Origin of the sequence: Streptomyces sp. 3211.6, assembly GCF_003634815.1 — a bacterium.
Classification (GTDB): Bacteria; Actinomycetota; Actinomycetes; order Streptomycetales; family Streptomycetaceae; genus Streptomyces; species Streptomyces katrae_A.
The window spans coordinates 7,377,826-7,390,494 of record NZ_RBXC01000001.1 but is presented as its reverse complement, the minus strand read 5'-3'; the positions used below and the strand labels follow the sequence as shown (position 1 = coordinate 7,390,494).

Sequence of the window (12,669 nt, the reverse complement as noted above, 5' to 3'; positions counted from 1 at the left end):
TCCGCAGCAACGGGTGCGAGTTCTGGGCCGGCGCCGACGAATCCGCCCCCGGCTCGGTCGTCTCGTCGTGCCTTGAGGGGGCGGCGGGTGTGGCGCCGGCCGATGCCCCCGGACGGCCGCCCCGGCTGGCAGGCGGCGCGGCAGCGGGTGAGCATCGAACGGCCTGGGCCCGGGCAGTGCGAGGAGCGCGCGGGCCGGAGTACCCGAGAGCCCTCCGGAAGGACGTCCCATGAAAAGCACCTCGTTCGCCGAGATCGATGCCATGGTCGGCGAGGGCAAGGTCGTCATGTCGGCGGACGACAGCGCGGTCGTGGCGGCCGTGCAGGATGCCCTGAAGGCCGGCAGATCGGTGACCTTCTACCTGTCCCGGAAACAGGCCGACGCGTTCACCTCGTGGTACTGGAGCCCCCGGCGCATCAAGGACCGGGGCATGGAACCCGTATCGCGCGAGGAGCGGAAGAGGATCACCTCGAAGCTGGGTGTCAAGGACATCGGGCCCGCGTACTCCAACCGCATCGACTGCGCGTGCGGGGCCCAGTACGGCGCCTTCGAGTTCATCGAGCAGGGCATCGCCGAGCACGGCAGGGAGGCCGTCGACGCCGTCCTGGCGCTGGAGAACACGTACGTCCTGCGGGTGAACCCCTCGACGCCGACCATCTGCGCCGTGTGCCGCTCGGTCGTCCTGGTCAGCCACGAGTACGACATGACAGGCAAGTACGGTTGCAGCCGCTCCGAGCCGCCGGTCCTCATGTGAGGCCACCGCGTTCCCCTTCGGGCCCGGGGCGACCCCACCGTCACCGGCCGCGATCCGGTCGCCCGCGCGCGGTGCGGCGGCGCGTCCTCGTGGGAGGCGCGGGGCGCCGGTCCCGACCGATCCGACGTCCAGCAGTCCGGCGGCCACCGCCGCGCATCACGTAGCGCCTGCCGGGGACGGCGTCCGCGCGGCCCGGGGTTCCGGCGCAGTCGAGCGCGCCCCTCAGGAGCCCGGCCCGCACCCGCGCGGCGAGAGCCGCGATGCGGGCGTCGAACAGCCGTTGCAGCCGCCGGGACAGCGGCACGCCGTGCGGGCCGGGCCCGACGGCGTGCGGAGGGTGCGATGACGGCCCGGCTACCGCCGGCGACGTGGCTTCGACTCCGGACGAGGGCCCCCTCGTGCGATGGCGGGAGCCCGGTACGGCGGCGGCGCGGCGGGCGTCCGGGGCGAGGGAACGTACCGCAGCGCGCAGCGCCACCTCCGGGGCGTGGCGGCCCTGTGGCCCGGGCTGGGTCCGTCGCGATCGCGTCAATGTGCGCGGGCACGCGCGGCGTGACTCCTTGCGGCGGTCCGTTCGTTGCGCGGCACGCCGGGCCCCCGCGTGGCGCGAAAAGGATCACCGGGTCGTCGCCCGCCGCATGATCCCTATGCTGACGGGATGGTCGAGATACCTCTTTCCGCACTCGAAGTCGCGATGGTCCAGACCGGCACCCGCGCCCTGGACACCCTGCGGGACACCGCGGCCTTCGCTCAGGAGCTGGAGCGGCTGGGATACCACCGGCTCTGGTACGCCGAGCACCACCACTCCCCCGCGATCGGCGCCTTCCCCCCGGTCGTGCTCAGCGCGCACGCCGCGGCCTCCACCTCGGCCATCCGCCTCGGTTCCGGCGGAGTGCTGGCGCCCAACCACGCGCCCATCACCCTGGCGGAGCAGTTCGGAACGCTGGCCGCCCTGCACCCGGACCGCATCGACCTGGGCGTCGGCCGCGGCCCCGGGACCTTCGACGAGGCCACCGCGCGGGCGCTGCGCCGCGGAGCCGGGCCGACGACGGACGCGGAATACCGCGACGACGTCGCCGCGATCCTGTCCTTCCTCGTCGACGAGGTCGCGCTCGGCCCGCTGCCGCAGCCCTGGCTGCTGGCCTCCAGCACCGCCGGGGCCGGCCTCGCCGCCGAACTCGGCCTTCCGGTCGCCGTCGCGCACCACATCCGGCCCGAGAACACGCGTGCGGTCCTGGAGACGTACCGGGCGGCGTTCACCCCGTCGCGCTGGTGCGGGCAGCCGCGGGTGCTGCTGTGCGTGGAGGCGGTGTGCGCGGAGACGGAAGAGGAGGCCCAGCGGCTCATCGGGCCGATGGACGTCGTCAAGGCCGGGCTCCTCAAGGGGATCAGCGAGATCCCCTTCCCGACGCCCGAGGAGGCGGCCGCGCACCCGTTCACGGAAGCGGAGCGGGCGGCCCTGGCGGGCTTCCGCGCACAGCAGGCGGCCGGGACGCCCGAGGCCGTCGTCCGCCGGCTCCGGGAACTGGCCGCGGAGACGGGAGCGGACGAGCTGATGCTGACGACGCCCGTCTACGGCTTCCAGGACCGCGTCCGCTCGTACGAGCTGATCAAGAAGCACTACGGGGTGTAGGACGGCCTCGGGCGGGCGCGGCGTGGGGCCTCCGGGATTCCGTCCCGGGCCCGCCGCCCCCGCGCCGCCCCGCCGGGTCAGCGCGTCGCGCCGAAGTCCTGCGTCCAGTACTGGCCCGGCTGGGCCAGGCCGATGCCGATCTCCCGGTACGAGCAGTCGAGGATGTTGCGCCGGTGGCCCGGGCTGTTCATCCAGCCCTCCATGACCTGTTCGGGGGTGCTGTAGCCGTAGGCGACGTTCTCGCCGTACGTCTGCCACTGGTATCCGGCACGGGTGATGCGCGTGCCCGGGTCGGATCCGTCGGAGCCGGTGTGGGACATGGTGGCGTGGGCGGCCATGTCCGCACTGTGGTCCTGGGCGGCCTTCGTGAGCATCGGGTTCACGGTGAGGGCGGGGCACCCGGCGGCGGCGCGCTCCTGGTTGACCAGCGCGAGGACCTGGGCCTGGGCGTCGGTCTGCGCCCCGGAGGCCTGCGGGGCCGAGGGCGCGGCCGACGGCTCGGCCGGGGGTGCCGGCGGCCGGGGCGCCGCGGGCGGCGGGGCGGCGGCGGCCTGCTCGTGTTCGGCCGACGGCTCGGCGACGGGCTCCGCGGGTGCCGGCGGCGCGGCCTCGGGGATCTCGACCGGTATCTCGGCCGGGGTCTCCACCTGCGGCCGCGCCTGCGGCCCGGCGAGGGAGGGGTCCTGCCACGCGGTGGCGGCAGTACGTGCGGGGCCGGTTTCCTGGGGGTCCAGGCAGGCCATGGCGGCGGTGGGGACCCCCACGATGGCCAGCGCGCCGACGGCGACAGCTATTTTCCTGTAGTGCGTCTTCTTGCGGTGCTTCCTCATGCGTGCCCTCACTCGGTGATCGCGAAGCTCCCGGCGCCGGGACCGCGAAGGCGCCGGAGGAGTGGTCATTCTGAGAAGCCCCGCAGAGGGATGGCAAGCCCGGGCGCGGGCGGGACGCGGGGCTTCCGGGCCACGGCTTGAAAGGCGTGCAAGATCGTGCATAGCGCCGTTACGAGCGCATCGGAGCGAAGCTGACACACCGCCGGAACCGGCCCCCATCAGTCACGTTGGGCGCGAGGGAATGAGAGTCGACAATTCCGTTTCTGGTGGAGTGCGACATGTCTACGGCAAACACGGACAAATGATGAATTGCGCGTGCCCGGTCGATCTCCACACGCCCGCCGGAGCGCCGTGCGCCCTGTGTGTCATGTCACGCAACCTCCGGGTGCCGCGTCGAGGCGGACGATCCCGGCTCGGCGGCGGTGGCCGGTGGCCGGTGGCCGTCAGGCATGCTGGCACTTCGACGACGTCGCCATCCGGGGAGCATCGTGGCCATCAGCCGGTCTCGGTTCCAGGTAGAAGTACCGGCGGCCCTCGCCGCCTCGCAGGAGGCAGAGGGCCGGCAGGCGTGGACCGCCGCCCTGCCCGCCCTGGCCGGGGAATTGCTGGGCCACTGGAACCTGCGCCTGGACGGGCCGCCGGCACACGGGGCCGTCGCGCTCGTCCTGCCGGTGCTCCAGGCGGACGGCCCGCCCGCCGTGCTCAAACTCCAGCCCGTCGACGAGGAGACACGCGACGAGCCGCTGGCCCTGCGCGTCTGGGGCGACCGCCACGCGGCCGGACTGCTGAACGCCGCTCCGGAGCGCGGTGCCCTGCTGCTGGAACGTCTCGACGCCGGCCGGTCGCTCTCGGCGGTGCCCGACGGCACCGCGGCCCTCACCTTCCTTTCCGAGCTGCTGGCGCACCTGTCCGCCGTTCCGGCCCCCGCCGGCCTGCGTCGGCTGGGCGACATCGCCGCCGCGATGCTCGACCGGTTCCCCGTGTACTCCCGGTCCCTGGCCGATCCGTCCGAGCGACGGCTACTGGCCTCGTGCGCGGCTGCGATGGGGGAACTGCTCGACGAACCCGGCGACCGGCTCCTGCACTGGGATCTGCACTACGACAACGTCCTCGCTCCTCTTGCGTCCTCTCAGGCGTCCGGACGGGCTCCGTGGCTCGCCATCGACCCCAAGCCGCTCGCCGGCGATCCCGGCTTCGAACTGCTGCCCGCGCTGCGCAACCGGTGGGACGACGTCCTCGGCGCCGGAGACGTCCCCCGGGCCGTCCGCCACCGCTTCGACCTCATGACGGAGGTCGTCGGTCTGGACCGGGACCGGGCCCGCGGATGGACGCTCGGCCGCGTCCTGCAGAACTGCCTCTGGGACATCGAGGACGGCGCGGTCACACTCCAGCCCGAGCAGACGGCCATCGCCCGGGCCCTCCTCGGCCCTCGGCCGCGCGGGCAGTGACGCCCTACCGGGCCGGCCCGGCCCGGCGGCGGCCGACTGTCATCCGATGGGCACGGCCGCCTCGCCCCTGATCCTGCGGAAGATCGCCAAGTAGCCGGGCGGTGGGACCACGGGAGAGTCCGGGTCAGGTCCGCCGGCGGCCGGGGTCGTCGTCGGTCAGTTGGGCGATCCAGCCGTACGGGAGCTCCCCGCCGTCCACGGTGACCGCCTCAACGGCCCTGCTCTCGGGGTCGATCTCCGCCCGGACCCCCTCCCCCTCGTAGCACGGGTAGCCGGAGACACCGGTGGCGCCGGTCCTCTCGACCCGGGCGGTGCGCAGGACCGCGTCGTGGCCCTTGGCGTCCTGGACGCCGGGCGGGCCGGGGCGGAGAACGACGGTGTACCGGTCCGGGACCGGGTGGGACTCGGGGGTCATGGGCCCAGGCTAATGAGCGGGGCCGCCGCCGGCCCGGAGGCGCGACCGGCACGGGTTTCCGCCGAACAGGCCCGCGCCGCGTCGCCACCGTCCGGGAGGGGGATGACGGGGCGCAGTGGCCCCGCTCCGGTGCGAAGCGGGGCGCACGGCCGTTCAGCGGCGTATCTGGCTGACGATCGTCGGATCGGTGATCTCCGTGTCCTTGGCGGGACTTCGGAGAGGACGAGCGGCGGGATCTCGCCTAGCGGGAGCGGTTCGACCGGCTGCGCGCCGTCGCGCAGCCGCATGCGGTACTCGCCGCCGTAGCAGTGCGCGGAGTTCTCCGGTGCGCCGATCGGGTAGAAGCGCACCTGGTCGGTACGCAGCCGCAGGTAGCTGCCCGACTCGGTGGTGTCGACGCCGTAGTCCTCGCCCTCGCCTTCGATCCAGTACTCGGCGCGCAGGCCCCACTGCGGGAGTTCACGCGTGGCGGGTGGAGCCGAGTCGTCGACGCAGAGGCGGAGCTTGTTGCGCCAGCCGCGGACCGCGGCGAGGGAGTGGAACTGGTGCTGGCGGACGATGTGCGCCGCGAACCGGTTCGAGTACGTGCCCGTCGCCCGCTCCGCGTCGGTCAGCAGGTACACCTCGCGGTGGGCCTGTTTGAAGGGCTGGGTGATCGCGTGCCGCTCCAGCCAGTCCCGCCAGGCGACGACCTCGGCGGGCTCGCGGCCGACGGGGTGCCAGAGGGTGACCTCCGTGTCGTGGCCGGCCGGCTCGACCGGCTCGTCGGCGAGGGTGCGCAGGGCGCCGTCGGCGAAGCCGGCCGCGGTGCCGTCGACCGTCCACAGCAGGCGGCGGGCGAGGCTGCCGACGAGGGGGTGGTCGAGGTAGCGGTCGCGCCAGGCGGCGTAGGACCACGTACGGCGGGCGAGGAACTGCCGGTCCAGGCGCTCGGTCTGGGCGCCGAGCATCCTGTCGATGTCCCTGACGGCGGCCTTGAGCTCCTTCAGCTCCTCGGGGTGGTCGCGCCGGACCGCGGAGGGGACGGACTTGATCTCCTTTCCGCCGGCGGAGCGCCAGCGCAGGTCGGCTTTGGGGCCCTCGATCTCCAGCAGGGCGGTGATGTCGCCGAGCTGTGTCGCGCAGCGGCCGACCTCGGTCAGCCCGTGGGCGGCACGGCCGGTTCCTCGATCTCCTCCCGGCTGAGGCCGAGCGCTGCCGCGCGGGTGTCGAGGGCGGTGTTGAGCAGTTTGAGGGTGCCCTTGTAGGTGGTGCGGGTGGCGAGCCGGGCCAGCTCGGCGAGGGCCGCCTCGCTGTCGATACGGGCGAGGGCCGTGACCGCGGCGTTGGCGACCTTGGGGTTCACGGGCCCGAGGCCGGGGACCTTCTTCAGGGAGGTCTCGACGAGGGCGCCGAGAGCGCGGGCCATGTCCGGGTGGGCGGGCAGCAGGGCGAGGATCCAGGCGAGGCCACGCAGGGCGTTGGCGTTGTACGGGTCGAAGACGAGGTGGGGGTCGGGCCCGTACTGCACGGTGGTGAACGCGAAGGTGCGGGGGCGGCCGACGAGCGGGAGCCAGCCGAGCACCGCCGCGCGCACGGCGTCGGTGCCGAGGGATGCGGCGAGGGTGAGCGCGGCCTTGTCCCACTGGGCCGTGGGTTTGGCCGACGTCGCGGTGGTGGCGTGGACGAGCAGGGGCAGCAGTCCGGGTTCCCCGGCGGCCTCCTTCATGGCCTGCTCGGCCCATGCCTCTCCCACGTTCAGCACGGGTTCCGTCAGCCTTTTCGCCAAGGCCGCCATCTCCGGCCGGCGGTACGCCTCCAGTGCGGATCGCCGCAGGAACGCCACGACGGGTGCCGACAGGGTTCGCCCGGCGGCCAGTTCGTGCTCGGCGGCGAACCGTGCGTCGCCGTCGGACCAGCTGGAAACCTCCCTGCCGAGCTTGTCCAGCTCGGCGGTGCGCTCAGCGGCGAGCGGATCACCGGGCAGGCCCGCACCCACGGCTTGCAGGAGCCGCAACACCTTCGACCGCGGGCGCTCCTCGGAGCCGGACGTGGTGTACAGCCGGCCGAACTCTCGTGCGACGTCCGCACGCACCGCGGGATCGAGGCCCTCCAGCAGCTCGATCGTCCGGACCCAGACGTCCCCGCTGACGGTCGCCCGGGGCGTCGCCAGGCCCAGCGCCTCTTACGCGAGCGGACCGGCCTCGCGCGCGGCCGCGTGGCCCTGGATCCTGCTCAGCCTGCCCGGCGCGTCCACGGTCAGCCACCCACCAGCGGCACGAGCTTCAGGAACGTCACCTCGACGCCGGGCGGCAGCTCCAGCTCCTCGTCCGGGTCCGTGACCTGCCGGTCCCCGACGAGCACCAGGAACCCGTTCCCCGCGAACGCGGCCAGCGCGCGCTGCGCCTGGGCCTGCGGGTCGATGCGGCGCGGGGTGCGCAGCGCGTATCCGCTCGGAACCCGCTCGGTGTCCTGCGGCTGCACGAGGCCCTGGAACATGTGCGGCTCCGCGCGCGCGTTGAACTCCGCGGCCTCCTGGAAGACCCGCCGCCGGATCAACTCACGCACGGTGAGCCGCTCCTCGGCGATCTCGAGTCCGACGACTGCGCCCCTGTCCCCCGTTGTCGTCTCGTCGACGACCGTCACCGTTCCCATGCCGACGACGCTACGGGGTACCACTGACAACGGCCCCTCACGGCGGCTTCCGGGCCCCGCACCGGCCTCAGGCCGGCCGGCCGTCCGCCCGGTCGGCTCCCGGTGCGCCGGGACGCGCCCCGCTCATGAGCGCCGCGTAGAGCAGCAGGGACGCGGTCAGGCCCACCGCCCAGCCGTAGTCCGCCAGCGGCTTGAGGAAGGGGATCAGGCCCGCTTCGGGGAACGGGCCCTTGCCGGGGGACGAGTGGGAGCCGCCGATGGCCAGTACCCCGCCGGCCGCGAAGGCGGCCAGGGCCCGGAGGTTCCAGCCTCCCGTGTACCAGTACGGGCCGCCCTCCTGGTAGAGGCCGGGCAGCGAGAGCCGGGTGCGGCGCACGACCCAGTAGTCCGCGATGAGGACGCCGGCCACGGCACCGAGCAGCCCGCCGACCAGGCCCAGCCAGGTGAAGATGTACAGCTCGGGGGTGGACGTCAGTTGCCAGGGCATGACCAGCACGCCGACCACGCCGGTGATCAGCGCGCCCCGGCGGAAGTCGATCAGGCGGGGGGCCAGGTTGGCCAGGTCGTAGGCCGGGGAGACGACGTTCGCCGCGATGTTCACCGAGATCGTCGCGACCAGCACGGTGACCAGGGCGAACAGCAGCCCGAAGACGCTGTCGGCCTTGGCGGCGAGCTCCACGGGGTCCCAGATCGGGGCTCCGTACACCGCCTCCGAGCCGGAGGTGACGAACACCGACAGCAGCGCGAAGAGGGTCATCGTCGTCGGCAGCCCGAGGGTCTGTCCGAGGATCTGGGAGCGCTGGCCCGCGCCGAAGCGTGTGAAGTCGGGGATGTTGAGGGAGAGGGTGGACCAGAAGGCGATCATCCCCATGAGCGAGGGGAAGAAGACCGGCCAGAAGTCCGCGCCCCAGCCGAGCCGGGACGGCTGGTCGAGCAGTTCGCCGAAGCCGCCCGCCTTCACCCCGGTCCACACCAGCAGGGTCAGCGCGCCGACGATGACGAAGGGCGCGGCCCAGTTCTCGAAGCGTCGCAGGGCCTCCATCCCCCGGTAGATGATGGCGAGCTCGAGGGCCCAGAAGACGATGAAGCACAGCCACAGCGTCCACGGCTCGCCGCCGATCTCGGCGGCCCCCGCCCAGCCTCCGAAGATCTTGCCGAGCAGGACGAAGATCCCGGACCCGCCGATCCAGGTCTGGATCCCGAACCAGCAGCAGGCCACGGCCGCCCGGATGAGCGCGGCCAGGTTGGCGCCGCGGACCCCGAACGAGGCGCGGGCCAGAACGGGGAACGGGATCCCGTACTTGGGGCCGGCGTGCCCGGTGAGGAGCATCGGCACGAGCACGACCAGGTTGGCGAGCGCGATGGTGAAGACGGCCTGCTTCCAGTCCATGCCGAGGGCCACCAGCCCGGAGGCCAGCAGCCAGGAGGGGATGTTGTGCGCCATGCCGACCCACAGGGCGGTGAAGTTGTACGTCGTCCACCTCCGGGCCCCGACCGGTACGGGGAGGAGGTCGGGGTTGGCGAAGCGGCCGTCGGAGGGGACTTCGCCGGGGGCGAGCTCGACGCGGTCCCCGGTCTCGGCGCTCGATTGGTCGGGCATGTGCGCACACCCCTTCGGGTCGGGTGGAGATCTCGGCCAGGACGGGGAACGGTTCACGTTTCCGCTTCCGCCTCCAGGAGCCACCCCATACTGTCGCCCCGGACCGCTCCGGAGCGAGAGGGATGCCGCCCCTGCGTCGGCAGGCGATTACCTCTGCGGTAATGGCCGCGCAACGGGCCGCCTGGCTACGTTCGGAGCGTTGTCCCGCACGGGGACGCGGACAGGCGGCAAAGGAACGTGACATGTCTGCTTACGGCTTCGCACATCTGCGCAACCGTCGTCATCACCCCGACATCCTGGAGTACCTGGAGCGCATCCAGGACACCCTCGATCCCTTCGACGGCCGCTTCGTCATCCACGGCCCTCCGGCCCGGGTGGTGGAAGGGGCCTGGCCCGGCAGCATGGTGCTGATCGAGTTCCCCGACCTGGCCGTGGCACAGGCCTGGTACGAGTCCCCCGCCTACCAGGAGATCCTGCGGCTGCGGACCGACCACATCGAGGGGGACCTGCTGCTGATCGAGGGTGTCGGGCCGGCGTACGACCCGCGCAAAAGGGCGGCGGTCCTTCGTACAGGAGCGGGGTGACGGCGGCGGCCGAGCCGCCGGGCGGAAGCGGGAGCGCGTCGTCGAACGCCGGGATGATTCCGCCGCCCTCCTGGGGGTGAGCGAGCTCGGTGGGAGTGCCGATGCCATCAGAGGAATCCGCAATCCCCTCCGGGGACGGGCTCGGGCCGACACCGGCACGGCGCGTCCGGGCCGCCGTTGCCGCGGCGGGTGAGGGGCTGTCGCGGTCACTGCCCGCCGCGCTGATGGGCCGGGGCGCCTCCACCTCCCGCATGCTCGGCAGGTGCGCGGCCCCGTTCGGCGCCTTCCTCGGCGGCCGGCTTGCCACCGCCTGCGACGTGCGCACCCCGCTCTACACCGCTGCCGGCCTCCTCCTGTCGATGACGGCCGTCACGGCGTCCATGACCGGCAACCGCCGGGGTCGAGGCGGCGCTGCGTGCTGCCGTCCCGGCCGGGGGTCCGGATCACGCGGCCGGCACGGAGCCCGACCGGGAGAGTGCACCCCGCCCGTCGTGACGCCCGCCGCGGAGGCGGCCTTTCCGGTCGCCGGACCCGGGGTTCCCGGCATCCCCTCCCGTGCGAGGGGATGCCGCAACCGCTCCCCTGCCCCGCGCTCCCTCAGCCGGTGGCGCGCAGGGCCGCCGTGTGGGCCCGTACCTGATCGGGGGTCAGGTAGGCGTCGCTGTGCTCGAATTCCCGCAGGGTCGGCGGCTTGGAGGCCCGCAGGCCCGTCCGGACGAAGTCGTCCCCGGCCACCGCGTTGAGCAGCCAGTTCGTCAGGACGCGCGTCTTGGCGACATTGGTCCGCAGCGCGGACCAGTGGTAGCCGCGGGCCACGGCCTGGGCCGGCAGGCCGCGCAGCGGGACCCCCAGCGGCTTGGACACCGCGTCGGTGCCGCCCAGGTCGACGACGAGTCCCAGGTCCTTGTGCACGTACGGGCGCAGCGGCCGCCGGCGCAGTGTCGCGACAAGGTTGTCCGCGAGGACGCGGCCCTGGCGCAGGGCGTGCTGGGCGGTGGGCGGGCAGAGGACGCCCTCCTGCCCGGCGGCGAGGTCGGGGACGGCCGCGGCGTCTCCCAGCGCGAAGACCCCGGCCGCGCCGGGCACCGTCATCTCCGGCGTCACCAGCAGCCTGCCGCGCACGGTTTCCGCGCCGAGGGTGCCGATCAGGGGGCTGGCGGCCACCCCCGCCGTCCAGATGAGGGTCCTGCTGGGCAGCACCCTGCCGTCGGTCAGCGTCACCTCCGTGGGTCCGGCCTTGGCGACGCTGACGCCGAGGGAGACCTGGATGCCGCGGCGGCGCAGGATGTCCAGGGCGGCCCGCCCCAGGGAGTCGCCGAGCTCGGGCATGAGCCGGGGGGCGAGGTCGAGGAGGTGCCAGGTGATCTGGCGGGGGTCCAGCCGGGGGTAGCGCTTGACGGCGTGGTGGGTGAGACGTTGCAGGCAGGCCGCCGTCTCGGTGCCGGCGTACCCGCCGCCGACCACGACGAAGCACAGCCGGGAGGCCCGTTCCGCCTCGTCCTCGCTCGCGTCGGCCAGGTCCAGCTGGGAGATGACGTGGTCGCGCAGATAGGTGGCTTCGGCGAGGGTCTTCATGCCCCGGGCGTGCTCGGTGAGGCCGGGGATGTCGAAGGTGCGGGTGATGCTGCCGGAAGCCAGCACGAGGTAGTCGTAGGCCCGTTCCGTCAGCTCGCCGGTGATCTTGCGGATGATGCAGACCTTCGCCCGGGTGTCCACGCCGACGGCGCCGCCGGGGATGATCCGGGTGCGGTAGCGGCTGCTGCGCCGCAGGGAGACGGCGACGGACTGCGGGGTGAGCACTCCGGACGCCACTTGTGGCAGCAACGGAAGGTAGAGCTGGTAGGAGTTGGGGGTGACCAGGGCGATGTCCGCCTCGGCGGGCGCCAGCCTGCGCTCCAGCCGGCGGATGCACTCCACCCCGGCGAATCCGGCTCCCACCACGAGGATCCTCGGTCGTTCCACGGTGTCCGTCCCTTCTCTCGCCTGCCAGGTCTCCCCCGCACCTGCCCCGCCCGGGGCCGGTCTGCACGTACCGCGGGCCGCCCGATGCGGATCGGGGCGGATCGGGGGCGCCCCCGGGCGGGAAGCCGGCTGCTCCGTGCGGGGTATGCCCGGCGCCATCGTGGCTGACCGGGTGGCGGGCAGGGCAGGTGTGGAGGCGTGAGAGAACACGCGAACCACCGCTACGCCGTCGCCGTCGTCCACAGCAGCGGCGGCTGGAAGTGCATCCGGCTGGAGCGCACCGCGCTGACCGGTCTCGACGAGGCGATCAGCGCCGTGCGCGAGGCCTGGACCGGCGACGCGGACGCCGTGTTCGGGTTCTTCAACGCGGACGAGGAGTTCTTCCTGATCGTGCGCCCCACGGCGGGCGGGACGGACCTGATGCTGTCGGACACCCGGGCCGCCGAGCAGCACACGCTCGCCGCCCAGGTCCTGGACGTCCTGCGCGTCGACGGGCCCGGGAAGGGGGTGGCCGGTCCTTCACCGGCCGGCGCGCTGGGCATCCTGGGCGACGCGGGCATCGGCCCGGCCGACATGGCCGCCCTCCTGCGGGCCGGTGCCCTGCCCGACGACCAGCTGCGGAGCCTGGCCGAGCAGGCGGGGTTCGGAGCCCAGTTCGAGGACGCCCGGCGGTAGGACCGTCGTCGGACTCCCGGTAGTTGAGCGGAAAATTTTATGGATGGAGCCGTGCTGGCCGAAAATATTTACCCAATTTGGTGATCGGTGCACTGATGTTTCATCATCGTGACTGAGCGTCATGTTCTGGCGTT

12 protein-coding genes and 1 pseudogene are annotated in these 12,669 nt (G+C 73.2%); 6 read left to right on the top strand and 7 right to left on the bottom strand.

Features of this window, described 5'->3' with window-relative positions:
• Positions 1 to 229 precede the first annotated feature (229 nt).
• Together BX286_RS33915 and BX286_RS33910 are read left to right on the top strand one after the other, a co-directional pair.
• Positions 230 to 754, top strand: a complete 525-nt coding sequence (locus BX286_RS33915) for a hypothetical protein (protein ID WP_079423298.1) — start codon at positions 230 to 232, stop codon at positions 752 to 754.
• A 658-nt stretch (positions 755 to 1,412) separates the two neighbouring features.
• On the top strand, positions 1,413 to 2,387 hold the full coding sequence (locus BX286_RS33910) for an LLM class flavin-dependent oxidoreductase (RefSeq protein WP_079423300.1): 975 nt from the start codon (positions 1,413 to 1,415) through the stop codon (positions 2,385 to 2,387).
• A gap of 77 nt (positions 2,388 to 2,464) precedes the next feature.
• Here the strand turns inward: BX286_RS33910 and BX286_RS33905 are convergent, their stop codons facing one another.
• Entirely contained in the window at positions 2,465 to 3,217 is a 753-nt protein-coding gene (locus BX286_RS33905; protein ID WP_100864518.1) for a CAP domain-containing protein, read from the bottom strand.
• 494 nt (positions 3,218 to 3,711) lie between these two features.
• On the opposite strand from BX286_RS33905, the gene BX286_RS33900 reads away from it, so the two are divergent.
• Entirely contained in the window at positions 3,712 to 4,665 is a 954-nt protein-coding gene (locus BX286_RS33900; RefSeq protein ID WP_222842094.1) for an aminoglycoside phosphotransferase family protein, read from the top strand.
• A 124-nt stretch (positions 4,666 to 4,789) separates the two neighbouring features.
• Here the strand turns inward: BX286_RS33900 and BX286_RS33895 are convergent, their stop codons facing one another.
• The 5 genes from BX286_RS33895 to BX286_RS33880 form a co-directional block, all read right to left on the bottom strand.
• Complete coding sequence (locus BX286_RS33895; protein ID WP_121017438.1) at positions 4,790 to 5,080, bottom strand: DUF6296 family protein; 291 nt, start codon at positions 5,078 to 5,080, stop codon at positions 4,790 to 4,792.
• On the bottom strand, positions 5,077 to 6,069 hold the full coding sequence (locus BX286_RS37710; protein WP_261993665.1) for a DUF4132 domain-containing protein: 993 nt from the start codon (positions 6,067 to 6,069) through the stop codon (positions 5,077 to 5,079). Before BX286_RS37710 ends, BX286_RS33895 begins: the two co-directional genes overlap by 4 nt.
• A 149-nt stretch (positions 6,070 to 6,218) precedes the next feature.
• A complete protein-coding gene (locus BX286_RS37705; RefSeq protein ID WP_261993598.1) occupies positions 6,219 to 7,154 on the bottom strand; it encodes a hypothetical protein in 936 nt (311 codons plus the stop codon).
• Positions 7,155 to 7,318: 164 nt separating this feature from the next.
• Positions 7,319 to 7,714: a hypothetical protein gene (locus tag BX286_RS33885; protein WP_121017437.1), complete on the bottom strand. Its 396-nt coding sequence runs from the start codon at positions 7,712 to 7,714 to the stop codon at positions 7,319 to 7,321.
• Between the two features lie 67 nt (positions 7,715 to 7,781).
• A complete protein-coding gene (locus BX286_RS33880; RefSeq protein WP_121017436.1) occupies positions 7,782 to 9,314 on the bottom strand; it encodes an NCS1 family nucleobase:cation symporter-1 in 1,533 nt (510 codons plus the stop codon).
• 242 nt (positions 9,315 to 9,556) lie between these two features.
• Here BX286_RS33880 and BX286_RS33875 point away from each other — a divergent pair, with 242 nt between their 5' ends.
• Positions 9,557 to 9,898 (top strand): DUF1330 domain-containing protein, encoded by a 342-nt coding sequence (locus BX286_RS33875; protein WP_079423310.1) that lies wholly within the window; start codon positions 9,557 to 9,559, stop codon positions 9,896 to 9,898.
• Between the two features lie 173 nt (positions 9,899 to 10,071).
• A pseudogene (locus BX286_RS37700) lies at positions 10,072 to 10,393 on the top strand (MFS transporter); the annotation flags it as partial.
• A 102-nt stretch (positions 10,394 to 10,495) separates the two neighbouring features.
• On the opposite strand, the gene BX286_RS33865 reads toward BX286_RS37700, so the two are convergent.
• Complete coding sequence (locus BX286_RS33865; protein WP_121017435.1) at positions 10,496 to 11,860, bottom strand: NAD(P)/FAD-dependent oxidoreductase; 1,365 nt, start codon at positions 11,858 to 11,860, stop codon at positions 10,496 to 10,498.
• 198 nt (positions 11,861 to 12,058) lie between these two features.
• On the opposite strand from BX286_RS33865, the gene BX286_RS33860 reads away from it, so the two are divergent.
• On the top strand, positions 12,059 to 12,535 hold the full coding sequence (locus BX286_RS33860) for a tRNA adenosine deaminase-associated protein (protein ID WP_100864522.1): 477 nt from the start codon (positions 12,059 to 12,061) through the stop codon (positions 12,533 to 12,535).
• Positions 12,536 to 12,669 lie beyond the last annotated feature (134 nt).